This window comes from Flavobacterium sp. T12S277 (genome assembly GCF_048514875.1).
Classification (GTDB): domain Bacteria; phylum Bacteroidota; class Bacteroidia; order Flavobacteriales; family Flavobacteriaceae; genus Flavobacterium.
On sequence record NZ_JBLYEG010000019.1, the window covers coordinates 60,993 to 81,952 of the forward strand.

General features: G+C 40.1%; 9 protein-coding genes. All 9 read left to right on the top strand.

Going from position 1 to position 20,960, the window contains the following annotated elements:
• Positions 1-1,145: 1,145 nt before the first annotated feature.
• The 9 genes from ACN1CN_RS20760 to nagB all read left to right on the top strand — a co-directional run bounded on the left by ACN1CN_RS20760 (position 1,146) and on the right by nagB (position 20,327).
• Positions 1,146-4,298 carry a SusC/RagA family TonB-linked outer membrane protein gene (locus ACN1CN_RS20760; protein ID WP_419137326.1) on the top strand — a complete coding sequence of 1,051 codons (3,153 nt, stop codon included), beginning with the start codon at positions 1,146-1,148 and terminating at the stop codon, positions 4,296-4,298.
• A gap of 16 nt (positions 4,299-4,314) precedes the next feature.
• On the top strand, positions 4,315-6,201 hold the full coding sequence (locus tag ACN1CN_RS20765) for a RagB/SusD family nutrient uptake outer membrane protein (RefSeq protein WP_419137328.1): 1,887 nt from the start codon (positions 4,315-4,317) through the stop codon (positions 6,199-6,201).
• 191 nt (positions 6,202-6,392) lie between these two features.
• Entirely contained in the window at positions 6,393-7,358 is a 966-nt protein-coding gene (locus tag ACN1CN_RS20770; protein ID WP_419137330.1) for an ROK family protein, read from the top strand.
• A gap of 354 nt (positions 7,359-7,712) precedes the next feature.
• Positions 7,713-9,092 (top strand): sulfatase, encoded by a 1,380-nt coding sequence (locus ACN1CN_RS20775; RefSeq protein ID WP_419137332.1) that lies wholly within the window; start codon positions 7,713-7,715, stop codon positions 9,090-9,092.
• A gap of 22 nt (positions 9,093-9,114) precedes the next feature.
• Positions 9,115-11,799 (top strand): DUF4962 domain-containing protein, encoded by a 2,685-nt coding sequence (locus ACN1CN_RS20780; RefSeq protein ID WP_419137334.1) that lies wholly within the window; start codon positions 9,115-9,117, stop codon positions 11,797-11,799.
• Positions 11,800-11,892: 93 nt separating this feature from the next.
• Positions 11,893-15,936 (top strand): hybrid sensor histidine kinase/response regulator transcription factor, encoded by a 4,044-nt coding sequence (locus ACN1CN_RS20785; RefSeq protein ID WP_419137336.1) that lies wholly within the window; start codon positions 11,893-11,895, stop codon positions 15,934-15,936.
• Positions 15,937-16,197: 261 nt separating this feature from the next.
• Positions 16,198-17,328 (top strand): DUF4861 family protein, encoded by a 1,131-nt coding sequence (locus ACN1CN_RS20790; RefSeq protein ID WP_419137338.1) that lies wholly within the window; start codon positions 16,198-16,200, stop codon positions 17,326-17,328.
• Between the two features lie 226 nt (positions 17,329-17,554).
• Positions 17,555-18,349: a gluconate 5-dehydrogenase gene (locus tag ACN1CN_RS20795; RefSeq protein WP_419137340.1), complete on the top strand. Its 795-nt coding sequence runs from the start codon at positions 17,555-17,557 to the stop codon at positions 18,347-18,349.
• Positions 18,350-18,398: 49 nt separating this feature from the next.
• Positions 18,399-20,327, top strand: a complete 1,929-nt coding sequence (gene nagB, locus ACN1CN_RS20800; protein WP_419137342.1) for a glucosamine-6-phosphate deaminase — start codon at positions 18,399-18,401, stop codon at positions 20,325-20,327.
• Positions 20,328-20,960 lie beyond the last annotated feature (633 nt).

The following is a 20,960-nucleotide window of genomic DNA, read 5'->3' on the forward strand; positions in this document are numbered from 1 at the left end:
AAAATCCGTTGCTACAATATGAGCCGTTCCTTCGGAACTATTGAAAAAGAGCCTTTGGCTCGGTCTATTTTGTAGGGATGGATTTTAATCCATTTTAAAATAATTTCGGGCCCAGCATTTGAATTCCGTAGGAATGAAACATATAAAAATTTCCACCCCGATGAGGTTCTAGCATATAAGACATTGTTTTTTTTTATAAATATGAAGTCCCTCTGGGACTATATATTAGATGCAATTCTTCTAAATCTAAACAGCAAAAAACAGCTCCATAGAAGCAAAATATTTATAACAATTTTATAACCGCACGACAGATAAAGCTCCACAGGAGCAAAATATTTATAAACGTTTAATAGCCACACCGCCTCTAAAGCTCCAGCGGAGCGGCACCTATTTAACAAACAAATAAAGCTTCCGATTAGATTTCCCCCACCAATTTCTAAATAACGATGAATCTATTGTCTCATTACTATTCAAAAAATAAAAACCCGCAATACTTTAGTCGGTTTTATCTGAAGAATAGAAAACAAACGACTTTTCTTCCTTCACAAATTCAGTAAAAATTACATCGTTTTCGTTAACCCCTGATTGCATTTAATTTAACTTTTAACCAACACAAATTATTTCAAAATAGCTCAGTAAAAACAGCACTTTCCTACTGAAAACAGAATCTCAAAAACGTCATAAAACCTTGATTACACAAGGACTTACAAGGGTTTTAAAAACTCAATTAATCAAAATCAATACTAATTTGGACGTTTTCAAAACTGTCCTCTACAGTCGATTTATATATTTGTTTTTATTAAATCAAAAAAACATGACTAATTCCAAAAAAATGAACCACCAACTACAAAATCTATTTTTAATTGTCAGACGGAAAATTCCTCTGCGAATTTCCTCAGTTAATAAATTGTTATAATTTTCGCTCGTTAAAACAAAGAAGCGATTCATTAAACAACAATATCAAATAACAATCGATCCCAAACTTATTACAACAGTAATTCGGAATTTCGGTCACGCTCGCGCAACAGTCAGAAAATAAATGATTCAGAAATGGAGCCATTATTTTATAGAGCAGGGCCAGATATCAACTTATATAACATCAATTTAGGAAGTAAGGTTAGCCTTATTCCGGTTTAAAAAAAATTATGAAAAGGACTCTATTTTTATTTTTGCTGCTTACCACCTGCAAAGTGATGTATGGGCAGGATATTATTACCGTAAAAGGTGTGGTAACCGATGCTCAGAATATGCCTATGCCCGGAGCAACTGTTTCTGAAAAAGGAACCAAAAATGCCAATGTTACTGCTATGGACGGTGATTATCAAATTAAGGTAAAACCAAATGCTGTTTTAGTATTTTCGTTCATAGGAACTAAATCTAAAGAAGAACATGTTAAAAACAGAACGCTTATCAACATCAAGTTACTGGACGATGCCAATAATCTGGATGAGGTAGTTGTAGTAGGTTACGGAACCAAAGCAAGAAAAGACCTCACAGGAGCGATCTCTTCTGTAAAAGGACAGGAACTGGCCAAAATTCCGGTACAAAATGTGGCACAGGCATTACAGGGCCGTATTGCCGGTATGCAGGTTACCATGTCTGACGGTACACCCGGATCTGAACCGTCCCTTAGAATTAGAGGCGGAACTTCGATTACCCAAAGCAATGAACCTTTGTATGTTGTTGACGGTGTAGCTCAAACCGGGGGATTAAGCTTTTTAGATCCGATGGATATTGAATCTATCGACATTTTAAAAGATGCCTCTTCAACTTCTATCTATGGTGCACAAGGGGCCAATGGAGTTGTTTTAGTCACAACCAAAAAAGCAAAAGGAGGAAAACTGACTTTAAGTTACGATACCTATGGGGGAATAAAAATGATCGCCAAAACAATTCCGGTGATGAATCCTTACCAATACACCCAATTACTCTATGAGGCTGCAACTGATGATGCGAGAATGCAGAAGTTTGTAAGTGCCTTTGGAACTTATGATCAGCTGGAAGGCCTTTACAAAGACAGAGCAGGCATCAACTGGCAGGATGAGGTTTTTGGAAATTCTGTCGAAAGTCAATACCACAAACTAAGCATCAGTGGTGGCGAAAATGATACCAAATACAACGCTTTCTACTCGGTAAACAACGATCAGGGGATTATGCTGGGAAGTGCTTCGGTAAAAAATATCGCAAAACTAAACGTAACCAATTCCATCAGCAAAAAGGTTACGGTTACCGCAATTGTAAACTACTCCAACCAGAAAGTAACCGGATTATCGACAAATGATGGTGGAAATGCACGTTTGAGTATGCTGCAAAATGTATTGCAGTACCGCCCTACTATTGGAAAAACAGGATCTGATGAAGATCTTAAAACTTTAACCGTAGATCCGTTAGACAATCAGGATTCTCCAACCTTCCAGAGTCCACTGATTACAATCGAAAGTCAAAAAAGAGAGGCAATCACCCGAGCGATCAATATGAGTTTACAGCTGCAATACAACATAACGCCAAGCTTAATCTATCGTGGATTAATCAGTTATACCGATAACAGTATGAAAAGTAAATATTTTAACGATTCGCGAGGTATACAGGCCATCAGAAGCGGTGGCGCAAATGGTGGAGTGACACACAATATTGGTACCCGATTAAATTACAACAACGTCCTGACCTACAGTAAAAATTTTAACAAAAAGCATAAATTTGATGCCTCTCTCGGACAGGAATACATTTACAATTATGCAGAAGGAATTACGGCTTCAGCCTCCGCTTTTCCTGAGGTTAATCTGGGTTGGGATAAATTGCAACTGGGTACCATTGCCGGAATTCCGACAAGCTATGCAGAAGATGATAAAATAATATCTTTTTTTGGAAGAGCCAACTACTCGTTCAAAAACAAGTATTTACTTTCCGCAACTTTAAGAGCAGACGGGTCTTCTAAATTTGGGACAGAAAATCAATGGGGATATTTCCCTTCCGTTTCGGCAGCCTGGAGAATTATCGAAGAACCTTTTATGGAAAAATTACCCGTGTTTTCTGACTTAAAACTTCGTTTAAGTTATGGGGAAGCCGGAAATAACAGAATTGCCAATTATGCTGCTTTGGGTATTTTTAATTCAGGCTCTTATCCTTTGAACAATCAAATGAATATCACGGCATTTCAGAACAATCTACCAAATCCTTTATTAAAATGGGAAGCTACAAAATCGACTAATATTGGTTTTGACATTGGTTTCTTCAAGCAAAGAATTGCGCTTACCACAGAGTTATACGAAAATCGTTCTAAGGATTTATTGTACAACACTCGTGTACCTGCAAGTTCAGGTTTCAAAAAACAGTTTCAGAACATTGGAGCGACCTCGAATCGCGGTATCGAATTTACGTTGAATACGATAAACGTAAAAACCAATAGCTTTAACTGGAGTACCACCTTCAACATTGCCTTTAATAAAACCAAGGTCTTAAGTTTGAGTGAAGGCGAAAATTCGTTGATCACCAACAGTTATACCGATAGAAACGACTACATTTTGCAGGTTGGAAAACCGGTGGGTGTAATGTACGGTTATGTAAGAGACGGATTGTATCAGGCAAGCGATTTTGATTATAATGCCACAACAAGTGCGTACACCCTTAAGCCAGGAGTTGTAAGCGATAATATTGTAGCACAGCCGGGCTTTATCAAATTCAAAGACATCAGCGGTCCTAATGGTACACCGGATGGCGTAATTAACGATTTGGACCGAACTGCCATTGGAGATGCTAATCCAAAATACACCGGAGGTCTTAACAACACCTTTAGTTACAAAGGAATTGATTTGAGCGTATTCCTTGATTTTACGGTAGGAAATGATATCTATAACGCCAACGTTTTAAACAATTCAAGACTTAATCTCGACAATTTAAACACAGTAGCGATCTATGCTGACAGATGGACAACCATTAACGCAGCAGGACAGCGTGTAACCGATCCTGCCGAACTGACTGCCCTAAACGCAGGCAAAACCAATCCGGCCTTTAACGGAAACGCTACCGGACGTTTGTACAGCGATATTATTGAGGATGGTTCGTTTTTAAGAATCAACAACATCAGTCTCGGGTACACCTTGCCTAAAGAATGGCTTAAAAAATCTAAAATCTCAAATTTGAGAATTTATTTCACGGCTTACAATCTGTATGTATTTACGAAATATTCAGGCTATGATCCTGAAGTAAGCGTACTCAACAATGCCATCACCCGAGGAGTAGATTTTAGTGCCTATCCAAGAAGCAAATCGTTTATCACAGGATTAAATATTTCGCTATAATTTAAAGTTTAAAAAGATGAAAAACAATATATTTTCCCGTAGTACACTTATAGCAGCAGGAATTGCATGCCTCTTACTGCCCCTAAATTCCTGCGACAAAGAACTCGAAGTTACCCCCTATTCCTATTTCACCACTGCCAACTTTTTTTCTAATGCAAACGAAGCCAACATGGCTACTCTTGGCGTTTACGAATCCATGTCGTCACTGGACAGTTATGGCTGGAACATTTCCTTAGTTTTTGATGCTGATACCGATATTGAACAAATGACCGGAATTGGCGCCGACGACTGGAGAACCATAGCGCACTATCAGGGAATTTCTCAAACGAATATGTTCTACATCGTTTGGAGCAAATTGTATGAAGGAATAGACAGAGCCAACGTAGTGATCGAAAGAATACCCCAAATGGAGCTTTTTTCAAATGGAAATACTGCCCAAAAAGAACAGTTGAACCGCTACCTGGGTGAAGCAAAATTCCTGCGTGGTTTCTATTATTCAGAACTTGTACGCTTGTGGGGAGATGTGCCTTTTAAAACAAAAAGCTCACAATCCGGAGACAATCTAAGAGGAGCTCTTGTAGACCGTCAGGAAATTTACACCCAGATCATCAAAGACATGACCGAGGCATCACTTGTGCTTCCGGAACAGCTGCCTACAGACGAACGCATCAACAAATGGGGAGCCAAAGCCATGTTGGCCAGAGTAGCACTGTTTGCCGGAGGATACTCTTTAGGTGCAGACGGAACGATGAAACGTCCTTCAAACTACAAAGACTATTACAAACTGGCGCAGCAACAAATTAACGATGTTATGGCCCAAAATCCGTACAAACTAAATCCATCCTACGCTAAAGTATTTAAAAACCAGTGTCAGCATGTATTAGAACCTACGGAGAATATTTTTCAGGTTGCTTTTTATAATCCGGCAGGAAACATAGGAAACGCCTCCTGGGTGGGCAACTTCAACGGTCCGGCAACAGTCGCTGGTTTCTATCCTTCAAACATTTCGAGATGTCTAGTCCCAAAACCGTTTTACAATAGTTTTAACGCAGCCGATCAACGCAGAGATTTTTCGATTGCCACCTATTCCATCAACAATCTGGGGAACAAACTTCCGCTTCTAACCACCAATCAGGATGAAAGATGGACCGTTGGTAAATGGAGCCGAGAATACCAGACCAATGCAACCGCAGAACGTGTTTACACCCACATCAATTGGGTCATCATGCGTTATTCCGATTTGCTTTTGATGCGTGCTGAGGTAGAAAACGAATTAAACGAAGGCCCTAACACTATTGCTTATGATGCCATCAATCAGGTTCGTAAAAGAGGCTTCGGTGCCGATGTACAAGGAAGCCGAATTGCGGTTGATATAAAAACAAAAGGAACCGGATATACCAATGCGGCCAATGTTTTAATACAAATTACAGGCGGCGGCGGTACTGATGCAGCGGCGGCAGTAATTACCCTTTCAGCCGGAGGAATCAACACCATTGCAATGCTGCGTTCCGGTGATGGTTATACTAGTGTTCCAACTGTAACCATTACCAGTACAGACGGAAAAGGCACCGGAGCAACCGCAACCGCGAGACTCTTAGCCAAACCAACCACAGCCGAAATGAGCTTACCAACCGGTCTGAACAAAGACAATTTTCTAAAAGCCGTTCAGCAGGAAAGAGCCTGGGAACTTTCGGGCGAAGGAATGCGAAGAGCCGATTTGATTCGATGGGGAATCTTAGGAGATAAATTGATCGAAACAAGTGCCGCGGTCAAACAAATCCGATCCACTTATTTCTTCCCTGCAATTACCAATTTTGTGGCCGGAAAACACGAATTGTACCCTTATCCTCAAAATGAAACAGACGTGAACAAAAACATCACACGTCAAAATCCAAAATATTAGACAAATAGTATTTAAAAATCATGCACAACCCTCTAAATAATGGCACTTATTTTGAAAAACTCAAATTATTAAAAATAAATGATACAACATTATTTAGAAATGAATAAGTTTATAACCTTTAATGCAGGACTTTGTTCTGCATTAATTGTTTGTAACAGAAAAGAAAACTACTAAAATAAACAAGGAACAATATGGTTGCCAAAAATGATGCACAACTGTCTAAATCCTACGCAATTGGGATCGACATTGGTGGTACGTCACTGAAATGTGGTGTTGTTAATGAACTCGGAGAAATTTTATTTTCGTTTATAGTATCCTTAAAAGAAGCCCGTACCGAAAAAGAAATTATCCGCTTAATGGTCGATGCCATCACACAATGTACCGATCAGTTAAAAGAACCAATTGTGGGGATCGGAATTGGTTTTCCGGGTCTGATTGAAAATGATGTGATCATTGGCGGCGGTGTAAACTTACCCGGTTTTGAACAATTGCCATTGGGTAAAATTCTAAATGATTTAACCGGACATCATGTTGTCATTGATAATGATGCCAATTTAATGGGGCTTGCTGAATTAATTTACGGAGCAGCCAAAGACAGTACCGATGCCGTTTTTCTAACGATTGGTACAGGAATAGGTGGTGCCATCATGATTAACAAAGGCTTGTACAGCGGTTTCAAAAATCGAGGTGGTGAATTGGGCCATACCGTAATTCAGCAAAATGGCATTGCCTGCAATTGCGGCGGACGTGGCTGTCTGGAAACCTATGCGTCTGTAACGGCATTAATCAAATACTATCAGTCACAAAATACAGCGGCAGATCAAAACATTGACGGCAAAACCATCATCGAAAAATACCTTTCGGGAGAAGAGCACGCGATAAAAACCATGCAGCACCATTTTGACTATTTAGCTGCCGGGATTGTCAATTTTGTCAACATCTTTAGTCCGCAAAAAGTAATCATTGGAGGCGGTATCAGCGAAGCGGGTCAGTTTTACATTGACGAACTCACCCAAAGAGTCAAAACCTTTGCTATTCCGGTTGCTTTTGCGCATACCAGCATCGTAGCAGCCGATTTGGGCAATAAAGCCGGATTGCTGGGAGCCTGCGCCAATGCTTTTCAAAAATTTAAAGATTTGAAATACAGTACGAACTAAAAGAATATACTCGCGAAGTCGCAAAGCCGCAAAGATCTCAGTAGATGGTGTGAATGTATTGTCTTTCTACAAACTGCCAAAAACTTTGCGACTTTACGTCTCCGCGAGCAAATCCACACAAACAACGCATCACTCTAATCCATTTAATCTGTGGCAAAAAACTTTGCAGCTTCGCGTCTCTGCGAACAAATATTTTTAAGAATCACCTCACTAATTGCCCATTATTAAAGGTTTTAACTAAAATTAATAGCATTTTGAACAAATTCAAAACCCCAATTGAAGCCCGATGATTAACTTCGTTTTTGCATTTAAGAATTTAAAAGGCAAAACGTAATCTATTAAAATTAGGCCGATATGATATTTCAAAAAGTCATAGGATTTTTTTGTTTGTTGGGAATACTGGCTATTCCTTTTTCTAGCAATGCCCAAACCGCTGCACGTCCAAATATCCTGATCATCATGACCGATCAGCAAACTGCCGATGCGATAAGTATTGCAGGAAACAAGGACCTTCACACTCCTGCAATGGATAAACTGGCTCAAAACGGAGTCCGTTTTACCAAAGCCTATTGCGCTCAGCCATTATGTTCACCCTCCCGAACGGCCATCATGAGCGGAAAAATGCCTTTTGAAACCGGCTTTGTGGGCAACGCTCCTGAAAAAGACGGTCAATGGCCGGACGATTTACTAATGATGGGTAAAATTTTCCAAAACGGAGGATACAAAACCGGTTATGTAGGCAAATGGCACCTTCCGGTTCCCACTGCCAAGAAAAGTCAGCACGGTTTTGAATACATCGAAAACACCAATTTTCAGGATTACAATGATGCGGCAACACCCTCGTTTTGTGCGCGCTTCATTAAAGAAAATAAAAACACTCCTTTTCTTTTGGTCGCTTCTTTTTTAAATCCACATGACATTTGCGAATGGGCCAGAGACGAAGATTTGAAAATGGATGTCTTAGAAAAAGCACCTCCGCCAGCCCAGTGTCCGCCATTGCCGGCCAACTGGAAAATCCCCGACTACGAACCTAAAATTGTCCGCGAGCAGCAAAAAGTAAGTTTCAGAACCTACCCTACTGTAAATTGGACTGCAGATCAATGGCGTCAATACCGTTGGGCCTACAATCGCTTAGTTGAAAAAGTAGACGGTTACATCGAAATGGTGCTTGCCTCTTTGAAAAAATACAACATCGAAAAAAACACGATTATCATTTTTACGGCCGATCATGGTGACGGCTATGCAGGCCACAGCTGGAATCAGAAACAAATACTTTATGAAGAATCTGCCAAAATACCATTCATCATTTCGAAAATAGGCGAATGGAAACCACGTACCGACGATCTTCTGGTTTGTAATGGCACAGACATTATTCCAACCATTTGCGGTTTCACCGGAGTACCCAAACCAGCCTATCTGAAAGGAATTGACATCAGTAAAAAAATAGCCAATCCAACCGAAATCCTGCGGGATACTCTGGTGATAGAAACCGATTTTGCCGATAACGAAGAACTCTTAAACATTAGCGGACGCGCTGTAATTTCTAAAGATTTTAAGTACATCGTTTACAATAAAGGCGACTTAAAAGAGCAGCTTTTCAATTTAACCACAGATCCCGGAGAAATTACCAATCTGGCAGTAAACAAGAACTTTAAAAAAGAACTAATTGTTATGCGCCGCTATTTAAAAGAATGGTGCAAAAAGAACGGAGATCCTTTTCAATCCGGTTTATAAACTTGCCTAAAGAAAAAACAATATGATTCAAAATAAAATAGTCACTTTAGCGGCATCCCTTATCCTGTTGCCTGTTTTCAGTCAACAATCCCCGGCAACTATAAAACTAACAGCCGAAAAACTGCATTCAAGAGTGCGTGAATGGCCGTATCCTGTAAACGGAATTACGGTACCTACCAATGCTCCTGCCCTGCTTTGGCCGGGAACCAATGGTAAAAACATGGTAACCCCAATGGAAAGCGGAAGTGATATTCCGGAAGATCCAAATATTGGTAATGTACGTTACAAAGTGATGCTGGCAAGCGACAAAAACTTTACTAAAAACCCCTTCACCAGTGCCGAACAACGTTGGGCAGTTTATCCATTACACCAGGCTTTAAAAGCCGGAAGATGGTACTGGAAATACGGTTATGCCTTAAAAGGCAGCAATCAATGGACCTGGTCTCCTGTTTACGATTTTGTGGTCGCTGCCCAATATGCTGCCCAAAAAGTAGCTCCTCCCATTAGTGAAGTCTTGAAAAGAAACGAAGGTGCACACCCTCTTTTATGGGACATGAACCGTATTGGCGAAGATTTTTACCGCAACAATCTGGACAATCCTGAAGCTAAAAAATTTATTGCTTTCGCAGAAAAATTAATGCTGGCGCCTCTTCCAACAGAGAAACCGCAAAGAGTAATTGATACCACAGGCAAAAATCCGTTAGAAAAGAAAATTATTATCGAACGAATGTACCACGGTTTTGGAGATGCTGTTGGAAACCCGGTTCGCAATTTATGCATCGCCTATCAGCTCACCAAAGACAAACGTTTCATTTTAGATGCCAAACGCAGGGCCTTAAACCTGGCCAACATGAATCCTGACGGACTGGCAACAGGAGATGATTTTACAAGTGGTGCTGTGCTCGAAGCCCTCGGCTGGTTTTACGATACCGGTTATGATTTTTTAACCCCTCAGGAAAAAGAGACCTTTAAAAACATCATTACCATCAGGGCCAAAAGAGTTTACGATCATTTGCCAAACCGTTTTGAACTGCATGTGAGCGACAATCACGTTTGGCAAATTACCTTGCGCAATCTTGCCATTGCTACAGTAGCCGTGATTAACGATGTACCCGAGGCTAAGGAATGGCTTACCTATATGTACGAAGTCTGGTCGGCACGTTTTCCGGTATTGGGCACTACTGATGGTGGCTGGCATGAAGGAAACGGTTATTTCAGAGTCAACTTTAAATCGATTATTTACCTGTCACAAATGTTTGGTGACTTTAGTGGTGTTGATTATTTTAAGTTACCCTGGATGCAAAATCTTCCGTACTATATGCTGTACACCCATCCAAACGGTGCGGCAAGTACTGCCATTGGCGACATGTGGGAAAACATTCCGTACATCGTAAAAGGCGAAGCCTGGTTTGCCGATGCTTTGACCTACCGCATGAATAATCCGTATCTAAACTGGTATGTTGGCGAAATAAAAAGAGACTATCCGACCTACTATCACGGCACCGATGATTTCTTATTTTTCAGATTACTGAATTATAAACCCAATAGAAACTTACCGGCTACTTCCCCTGAAAAACTCCCTAAAACACGCAAATTTGCTGATGTGGGTGTTGTAGCTATGCACGAAGATCTGGCCAAAGCCAATACAACCCTGAGCAGTTATTTGTTCAGTAGTCCGTTTGGTTCTTCGGGACATGGTCACGCTTCGCAAAATGCTTTTACGATTAATTACAAAGGAAAAGTCCTTTTTGGCGGAACGGGCTATTACAGTAATTTCAGCGACAAGCACAATCTTTTATTTTACAGATCCTCTAAAGCATACAACACGATTTTAGCCGACAGTCTGAACCAAAAAATAGGAGAAGAAGGTTACGGATGGATTCCGAGGGCTATTTCCGGTCAACGCATCCAGTACGCTTTAGGAGATGCCAGCAATGCTTATGGCGACATAAAAAGTGACTTCTGGCTCAACCGATTCAAACAAATCAATGTAGTACCTAACAAAACAAATGGTTACGGAGAATCGGGTGTGACTTTATACCGCAGACATATGCTGCAGCTCGAAGGCGGTTATATTGTTTTGTATGACGAACTGGAAGCTAAAAATCCTGTAAAATGGACCACTCAGTTTCATTGTCCGTATTATACCATTGAAGGACAAAATTCGGCGAATGCCAAACAGCAAAACTTCACGGTACAAACCGATTTAGGAAATGTAAATGCGAGTGTTTTTGCAGACAGTCCGCTAAAAATGGCCGTACACAATCAATTTTATGAGGCGGCTGTCAACTGGAATAAAGTGACCAATGACCAAGGTCAAATCAAAGATTTTAAGAACCAATGGCATGCGGGAATCACTTCTGAAGCCAGACAAAAATTTAGATACTTAACCATTATACAGGTAAAAGACGGCAAAACAGAAATCATTAAAACAGTATCAGACAACAGTCGTTTATCACATTTTCAGGTGGGTGACTGGGACATTCAGGTACAATTGGACGGCGAAAAACCAGCTGCCTTACAAGTGGTTGGAAAAACCGCAAAATCATTATTTAACTATGGAAATTTACCCATTACATTTGAAGGCAAAACATTTTCACCTAAAATTGCGGGAAGCTCTGTATTGCTTGAAATGAATGGCACTAAGATAAACAAACAGGAAGCTGTTGATGAATTACCGGATGTAGCCAAATACGACAAAAATTAAAAACAAAAAAGACGTTTGCTTTTTCTTTAAATTTAGAGTTAAATTACCAATAACCTATTAAACACGAACCAAACCATTAAAATTGAAACCTTCATGAAGAAAACGATTGCCATAGCTGTGCTTTTCTATCTTATCCTTTTTGCCACTAAAAGTCAGGCTCAGGTACAGGATCGATACTTCCGTACAATTTCGGTTGATAAGGGGCTCTCGCAAAGTTCTGTTTTTGCCATTGCACAGGACACACTTGGCTTTATCTGGATTGGTACGCAGGACGGGCTAAATCGTTATGACAGTAAGGGTTTCAAAGTATATCGTCCGATCAGGAATGTTAAAAACAGTTTGCAGTCGTACTACATTCGAAGTTTGTTTACCGATCACAAAGGACAATTGTGGGTGGGCGGTAATCAGGGAATTAGCGTTTACAATTACAATACGGACAGCTTCACCAATTACAAACTTCCGCGAAGTATTGGCGAATGGTACATCTCTTCGATCACAGAAGACGCTGCCCATAAAATCTGGGCCACTTCGATTACCGGAGAAGTTTTTGTACTGCATCCCGAAGAACAAAATTTCACAGCCATCCGATTTAATGCTTCTTCACATGAAATCAAAAAAATTGCCTACATCGGTCTTTGGCAAAAACAAATAATTCTCGGAACAGATGTTGGTCTTTTCAAACTAAACCCCAATTCGCATCAGCTGATACGAATTAATCTGGGCGCTAAAAAACCGTATATCAATGCTGTCTATGCCGACGCTAAACAGTTGTGGGTGGCCACCGAAGGCGAAGGTGTCATTCGGTACAATGCCGAAAACGGTCAGGTTAGCGCACTGCTCCACACCTCCGGAGCAAACAGTATTGCTGATAACAATATCAGATGTGTGGGGAAAGATACGGAGGGAAATATTTGGCTCGGAACTTTTAAGGGCCTTACCGTTTTTAATCCTAAAACCAACACTTTCAGCAACTATTACCATCAGATAGCACAGCCTTACACCATCAGTCAAAACTCTGTTCGCTGTTTCTTTAAAGACAAACAAAACGGAATCTGGCTCGGAACCTATTACGGAGGTTTAAATTATTACCATAAAAGCGATATAAAATTCAATCTCTTAAGTCAAAACTCCGGGAAACCCTCTTTGAATGATGAGGTTATTGGTGCCATCAAACAGGATGCAAAAGGCAATTTCTGGATTGGAAGTAATGACAAAGGCGTAAATTACTGGAACAAAAATGCCAACACCATCAGTTATTTTTCAAATAGCGAAAACAACCCAAACAGTTTAAGTTCGAACAATATCAAAGCCATCGAATTTGATGATAATGGAAATGTATTAATAGGTACGCACAACGGCGGATTAAATGTACTCAACCCGAATACCGGTTTTGCACAGCGTTTTCGCCACGACGAAAACAATGCCAACACGATTACAGGTGATTTGGTTTACAGTCTGTTAAAAGATTCGAAAGGCCGTATCTGGGTAGGTACCCGATCAGGTTTAGACCAGTTTCATCCCGAAACAAAATCGTTTACACACCTCCATTTAGACAAGGCAGGAAAGCGGCTTGCGTCAGACGATATTACCTTTCTTTTTGAAGACAGCAAACACCGAATCTGGATTGGAACGACCAATGGCGTAACACTTTTTTATCCGGACACCAATTTATTTGCGGCTATTGGTCATGGCAAATTAAGTGATGATATTGTAAACTGTGTCACCGAAGATTCAAAACACCGAATCTGGATTGGCACCCGCGAAGGATTGCGTTTGTATGATGAAACGCAGGAATCTTTCAAAACGATTAAAGCCCGCAAAGATTTCGTCAAAGAAACCATTTACGGTATCATTCCGGACGATGAAGGAAGTTTGTGGATTTCGACCAACAGCGGATTAATCAAATTTAATCCTGACAATGGTTTTGTACAGACTTTTGACGAAAGTGACGGTTTACAAAACAAACAATTCAACGATTATGCCTTTTGCAAAGCCAAAGACGGCATGCTGCTTTTTGGCGGAATTAAAGGGCTCTCGTATTTTTATCCTGCCATGGTAAAACAGCAGCCACTTCCTTTAAAATTAAGTTTTACCGCTTTAGAAGTATTAAACAAAACCGTTGCGGCCGGTGACGATACCGACATACTCGAAGAACATATTGATCAGACCAACGAATTGGAAATTGGACCTGAATACAAACAATTCAGTATCTTTTTTAATACGTTTAATTACATTTCTTCCAATCGGACTTATTATTATTACAAGTTGGAAGGAATCGACAAAGACTGGCAGCGAAGCGATGAACTTAAAGTAAGTTACAGCAACTTGCCTGCAGGAAAATACAATTTCCAAATCAAAGCCATTGGGCCCAACGGAGAGATGAGTGCCGTTAGAAACCTAAAAATTGTCATTCTTCCGCCCTGGTACAAAACCATCTGGTTTTCACTGTTGTTACTTACCATCATTGGTACGGCAGCCTATATTGGTTTTAAAATTATTAAAGAACGAATAAAAGCCGTTCAGCAATTAAAATTGGAACGAATTGATAAAGAGCGCGTAAGCTACATCAATCAGGTAAAAATGGATTTCTTTACCAATGTTTCTCATGAATTAAGAACACCTCTAACCCTGATTTTAGCACCTCTGGAAGAACTTTTAAAAATGCCGTTTGCCGATAAAGTTTCCAAAAAGAAACATGAATTAATGTTTATCAATGCCAAAAGACTCTATAACTTGGTCGATCAGCTTTTTGAGTTTAGAAAAACCGAAATGGGTACCCGACAATTAAAAGTAGGTAAAGCTGATCTAGTGGGTTTCACTCAGGAGATTTTTGAATCTTTTAAACCGCTTTCAGAGAAAAACAGCATTCACTATACCTATCATTCTGAAGAGCCGCAGCTGCCGTTTTATTTTGACAAAGATGCCATGGAGAAGATACTGTTCAATCTTTTATCCAATGCCTTTAAATACACTAAAACAGGGCAAAGTATTGCGGTAACTTTAGTGAAGAAAAATGATACGGTACAAATAAAAGTCACTGACACGGGGGTCGGAATTAGTGCGGAAGATTTATCTAAGGTTTTCGACCGTTTCTATCAGGTAAACAATCGCGAAATGAATTTGGGTTCCGGTGTTGGTTTGGCCTTTACCAAACGCCTGGTCGAATTGCATCATGGTGAAATTACCGCCGAAAGCAAAATGCAGGAAGGAAGCAGTTTTATTGTAACCATTCCTATTTCAGATGCTGTTTACAAAAACGATCAGCACATTGAAGAATCAGCTTACGACTTGTCTATACTCTCCGACAATGACCTTGAAAATGAAGATGCCTTACTGCCGGAAGAAAATGAAGTGATTGAGAGCAATCAGCCAATAAAACTTCTTATTGTAGACGATAACAGAGAAATTTTAGATTATTTGCAGGATTATTTCAGTAAAATATACGACGTTACCGTGGCCTACGACGGCCAAATGGCGCTGGAACTTCTGGAACTTCACCCTTTTGATCTGATCATCAGCGATGTCATGATGCCCGAGCTTGATGGTCTGCATTTTTGCAAACGCGTCAAACAAAACATCAATACGTCGCATATTCCGTTGATGCTTTTAACCGCAAGAACCGAGACCAGCCAGCAAATTAAAGGACTCGAGATGGGTGCCGACGATTATATTACCAAACCGTTTTCGACACCTTTGCTAGCAGCAAAAATCACCAACCTGCTGCGCTCCCGCAAACGACTGAAAGAATATTACTCTGTTGGAAAAGAAATGGTTCCTGAAAATATTGCTTTTAATACCCTGGACGAGGAGTTCTTAAAACAGGCCATTCGTATTGTAGAAGACCATTTGGCGAATTCGGAATTTTCGGTGGATCAGTTTAGTAAAGAAATCGGAATGAGCCGATCGAACCTGTATTTAAAACTAAAAGCCATTACCGGAGAATCGGCTATGGACTTTATCAAACGAATCCGATTTAAAAAAGCAGTCGAGCTGATGCAAAGCAAACGTTACACCATTGCACAGATTACATACATGTGCGGTTTCAACTCGCCTTCTTATTTCTCTACGGCTTTTAAACAGCATTATGGCTGTATGCCTAGCGAATATTTGGCCAAAATCGACCCTCCACAAGAATAATTACAACAACACAAACGACTATATCATGCAAAAAGAACACAACAAAACCGCTAAAACCTGATACTGCAACCTTAGCCATCCGCTAAAATAAGGTTTTAAAAAGCCTCCAAACAATCCCGAATTTCAGTTTTGAAAATCATAATCCTGTTCAGATGAAACATTCATTTTGGAACAGGAAGGTCCAAACTATGTCTTAACGGAACTGTTTTATTGAAAAAAATGCCAATCCCAAATCAACGTTTAAAAATTAAAATACCCTTTATGAAAATAATGAAACTCCTTCTTATACTGGCTTTTATTTTGCCAATCACCTTAGTTGCACAAACAAAAGCAACGGTAATCCTTCAAAATAATTCAGCTTTCGACCGCAAAGAAACAGTTGTAGCCATCCCCTGGAAAACAGTACTTTCCTCCTATCCGAAAATTGACACGGCTAACTTTGTCGTATTGAATCCCCTCACCAAAAAACAGATCTCCTATCAGTTAGAACATCACGGGAATGCTGCCATTCAAAATCTACTGGTACAAATTGATTTAAAAGCAAAAGCATCGCTGAATCTTTCCATTCAAAAAGGAAAACCGGAAGTTTTTGCTGTCAAAACCTATGCCCGTTACGTTCCGGAACGTCTGGATGATTTTGCCTGGGAAAATGATAAAATTGCCTTCCGTGCCTATGGAAAGGCGCTTGAAAAAACAGAAGGCGATGCTTACGGTTATGATGTATGGGTGAAACGAACCGATAAATTAGTCGTAAACGACCGCTACAAACGCAACGATTATCACATCGACCATGGTGACGGATTAGATTATTATCATGTGGGACACACTTTAGGAGCAGGAAATATGGCTCCCTATGTAAAAGATACCATCCGATATTCCGGCAATTATCACCAATGGAAAATACTGGACAAAGGGCCTTTACGCACCACTTTTCAGCTCACTTTTGATTCCTGGAATGCCGGCGGTATAAAGGTTAAAGCCACAAAAATCATTTCTATAGATGCCGGTTCACAACTCAACCGAATTGAGAATATTTATACGTTTGACGATAAAAATCCACTGCCGGTAGTTGTTGGAATTATCAGACGGGAAAAAGCAGGTATTCTTTCCTTAAACGAACAGCAAGGCATAATGGGATATTGGGAACCTGCTTTTGACAAAGAAGGTACTACCGGACTGGGTTCGATACTAACAACCCCGGCAACTATTATGTGGGTCAACAAAGAACAATTACTGACCAAAACCTATGTCAAAAACAACGAGCCTTTAGTCTATTACACAGGTGCAGTCTGGGACAAAGCTGGAAAAATCACCACGGCCAAACAATGGTTCAGTTACCTCGATCATTTTAATGAAGAGCTTAAAAATCCTTTAACAATCAGTGCAAAATAGCTGCAAAACAAAATCATAACACATGGCGTGCATTTTTATAGCCACAGATTCGAATGATTTTAAGGATTAACTCCTCTAATCGGTGAATCTGTTACAGAAACTTTCAAAACATTAAATCCTTTTAATCTGTGGCAGCTATTTTAAAGTGACGAATGTTCTAAAAATAAATGCCGCCAAGGAAATAAAAACAAATTAAAAATTACTAATAACCAAAAACAAACAAAAAATGTCAATTAACTTATTTGATTTAACGGGAAAAACAGCACTCATTACAGGAGGAGTTCATGGTTTAGGAATGGCTATGGCCAAAGGACTTGGACATGCAGGAGCAAAAATTGTAGTAAACGACCATTCCTCACAAGAAGCTGTTGATAACGCAATTGCCGAATACAAATCGGAAGGAATTGAAGCCTTCGGGTACCTGTTTGATGTAACAGACGAAGCGGCTGTAATTGCTGCCATCAGCAAAATTGAGGCTGAAGTAGGACCAATCGATATATTAATAAATAATGCCGGAATTATCAAAAGAACTCCAATCATAGAAATGGAAGTTGCCGATTTTGAAGCAGTAATAAAAGTAGATCTGACTGGACCTTTTATTGTATCTAAAAATGTAGCAAAAGGAATGATTGCCCGTGGAGGAGGAAAAATCATCAACATGTGTTCGATGATGAGTGAACTGGGAAGAGACTCTGTAAGTGCCTACGCTTCTGCTAAAGGCGGACTAAAAATGCTAACCAAAAACATGGCTACCGAATGGGCAAAATTCAATATTCAGACTAATGGAATTGGCCCGGGCTACTTCGCCACAAGCCAGACGGCACCTATTAGAGTAAACGGTCATCCGTTTAATGAATTTATTATCGGAAGAACTCCCGCAGGCCGCTGGGGAAATCCTGATGATTTGCAAGGGGCTGCGATCTTTTTAAGTTCGAAAGCAAGTGATTTTGTAAACGGTCATATCGTGTATGTCGACGGTGGAATATTAGCGACAATAGGAAAACCTTCTAACGAAAACTAGTACTATAAACCTTTGAACATCAATTCTAAAAGGTTAAAAACAAATTAAAATGATAAAAAGCACCATAGATAAAGCAACGGGCTTCGAGAAACGATTTGAAAATATCAATACAGTTGTTTTCGAAAATTCAACGGAAGCCTCTAAAGCACTAGCACGACAAATCGCAGCGCTAATTCAATCCAAACAAAAAAACAACGAATCCTGTATATTAGGTTTAGCGACCGGTTCTTCTCCAAAAGGATTGTATGCCGAACTGGTTCGTTTGCACAAAGAAGAAGGTTTAAGTTTTAAAAACGTGATTACTTTCAATTTGGACGAATATTATCCGATGGAACCGGACTCCATCAACAGCTACGTTCGATTTATGAAAGAACTGCTGTTGGATCAGGTAGATATTTTACCCGAAAACTACCATATCCCTGACGGAACATTATCCAAAGAAGAAATCGCAGATTACTGTCACAATTACGAAGTCAAAATCGAAGCTTTGGGAGGCATCGATCTGCAAATTCTTGGAATTGGCGGAAATGGTCATATTGGATTTAATGAATCCGGATCGTTACAAAACTCCAAAACACGTCTGGTAGCACTGGATCATATTACGAGAGTGGCTGCCAGCGGAGATTTTTCGGGTCTAAGCAACACCCCAAGAACAGCGATTACACTTGGAGTTAAAAAAATAATGGAAGCCAAACAGGTCATTTTAATGGCTTGGGGAGAAGGGAAATCCAACATCATTAAAAAATCGGTTGAAGGAGAAGTCACCAATCAAATTCCGGCCTCCTTTTTACAGGAACACAACAATGCCGTTTTTGTACTGGACCGGGAAGCTTCCTCCAAACTAACCCGCATCAACAGACCCTGGCTGGTCGAGAAAATTGTCTGGACCGATAAACTAATCCGGAAAGCGGTTTTAGGATTGGCACTGGATTTAAAAAAGCCAATTTTGATGCTTACCGACGCCGATTATATCGAGAACGGAATGAGCGACTTACTGGCCGATTCAGGTCCGGCATACGACATCAACATCAAGATATTCAACAAACTTCAAAATACAATTACGGGCTGGCCCGGAGGCAAACCAAATGCTGACGATCACAATCGCCCGGAAAGAGCTGAACCGACCCGAAAAAAAGTATTGATTTTTAGTCCGCATCCCGATGATGATATTATCAGTATGGGGGGAACTTTTATGCGCCTTCAGCAACAAGGTCACGAAGTGCACGTTGCCTATCAAACCTCAGGAAATATCGCCGTGGCTGATGATGAAGCCTTGAGATTTGCTAGATTTGTTTGCGATTACAACGACAAGTTTACCATAAAAAGTACCGAAGCTGAAGACATCTACAAAAAAGCCGCAAACTTCTTAAAAAATAAAAAAGCAAGCGAAATAGATATTCCCGAAGTTCGATATTTAAAAGGCCTAATCCGAAAAGGAGAAGCACGTGCCACCAGTCATTTTGTAGGTTTACCCGATGAACAGATTCATTTTATGGAACTTCCCTTTTACGAAACGGGAGCGATTGAGAAAAGACCTTTAGGCAAAGAAGATATCCAACTGACTATGGATTTAATTGAAAAAATCCAACCACATCAAATCTACGCCGCAGGAGATCTGGCCGATCCGCACGGAACACATAAAGTATGTCTGGACGCAATCTTTGAAGCCGTAAAAGCGCTGAAATTGAAACCTTTTATGAACGATTGCTGGGTTTGGCTGTATCGCGGGGCATGGCAGGAATGGGGAATCGACGAGGTTGAAATGGCGGTACCCATGAGTCCCGATCAGGTACTGGCAAAACGCCACGGAATCTTCAAACATCAGTCTCAAAAAGACGGCGTGGTCTTTCAGGGAACCGATGCCAGAGAATTTTGGCAAAGAGCCGAGGACCGAAACAGCGAAACAGCGCAATTGTACAATCAATTAGGTTTGTCCCACTATGCCGCAATGGAAGCTTTCGTGCGTTGGAAATTTTAGCTTACTAATTCAATACAATACCTTTATTTTGTTCACAAGTTGGTCGATTATAAAATCTCTGACTTAAAAAAGAAGCCTCCCCAAATTATTTTTTGGGGAGGCTTTTTTGTTTTAAAATTCAGACAATGTTTTCACAATCAAAACAAATTGGGATGTGTAGATTGGCGCTTTTAATATGTGCCATTCCTACGGAATTCAATTGTTATGATAATTTTGTAGCAACGGATTAAAATCCGTTGCTACAAAATTTAGTCGAGCCGAGGGCTCTTCTCCAATAGTTCCGAAGAACCGCCCATATCGTAACAACAGATTTTAATCCATAGAAAACAAAGCATACACATTATCAAAATTTCGTAAAGTTCCGAAGGAACGACTCATATTGTAACAATGGATTTTAATCCATCGAAAACAAAACAAACACATCATCAAAATTTCGTAAAGTTCCGAAGGAACGACTCATCTTTTAACAACGGATTTTAATCCGTTGGATAAAATGATATTACACGATTTGAATTCCGTAGGAATGGCACATATTATACACATTAACATAGGTCATTCCTACGGAATTCAATTCTCCCGGCCGATTTATTTTGGATGGATTAAAATCCATCCCTACAAAATTAATCGAGCCAA

What these genes read in the sequence shown, in the direction of transcription:
- ACN1CN_RS20760 (WP_419137326.1), top strand. Translation starts at nt 1,146, where the DNA reads ATGAAAAGGACTCTATTTTTATTTTTGCTGCTTACCACCTGCAAAGTG.
- ACN1CN_RS20765 (WP_419137328.1), top strand. Translation starts at nt 4,315, where the DNA reads ATGAAAAACAATATATTTTCCCGTAGTACACTTATAGCAGCAGGAATT.
- ACN1CN_RS20770 (WP_419137330.1), top strand. Translation starts at nt 6,393, where the DNA reads ATGGTTGCCAAAAATGATGCACAACTGTCTAAATCCTACGCAATTGGG.
- ACN1CN_RS20775 (WP_419137332.1), top strand. Translation starts at nt 7,713, where the DNA reads ATGATATTTCAAAAAGTCATAGGATTTTTTTGTTTGTTGGGAATACTG.
- ACN1CN_RS20780 (WP_419137334.1), top strand. Translation starts at nt 9,115, where the DNA reads ATGATTCAAAATAAAATAGTCACTTTAGCGGCATCCCTTATCCTGTTG.
- ACN1CN_RS20785 (WP_419137336.1), top strand. Translation starts at nt 11,893, where the DNA reads ATGAAGAAAACGATTGCCATAGCTGTGCTTTTCTATCTTATCCTTTTT.
- ACN1CN_RS20790 (WP_419137338.1), top strand. Translation starts at nt 16,198, where the DNA reads ATGAAAATAATGAAACTCCTTCTTATACTGGCTTTTATTTTGCCAATC.
- ACN1CN_RS20795 (WP_419137340.1), top strand. Translation starts at nt 17,555, where the DNA reads ATGTCAATTAACTTATTTGATTTAACGGGAAAAACAGCACTCATTACA.
- nagB (WP_419137342.1), top strand. Translation starts at nt 18,399, where the DNA reads ATGATAAAAAGCACCATAGATAAAGCAACGGGCTTCGAGAAACGATTT.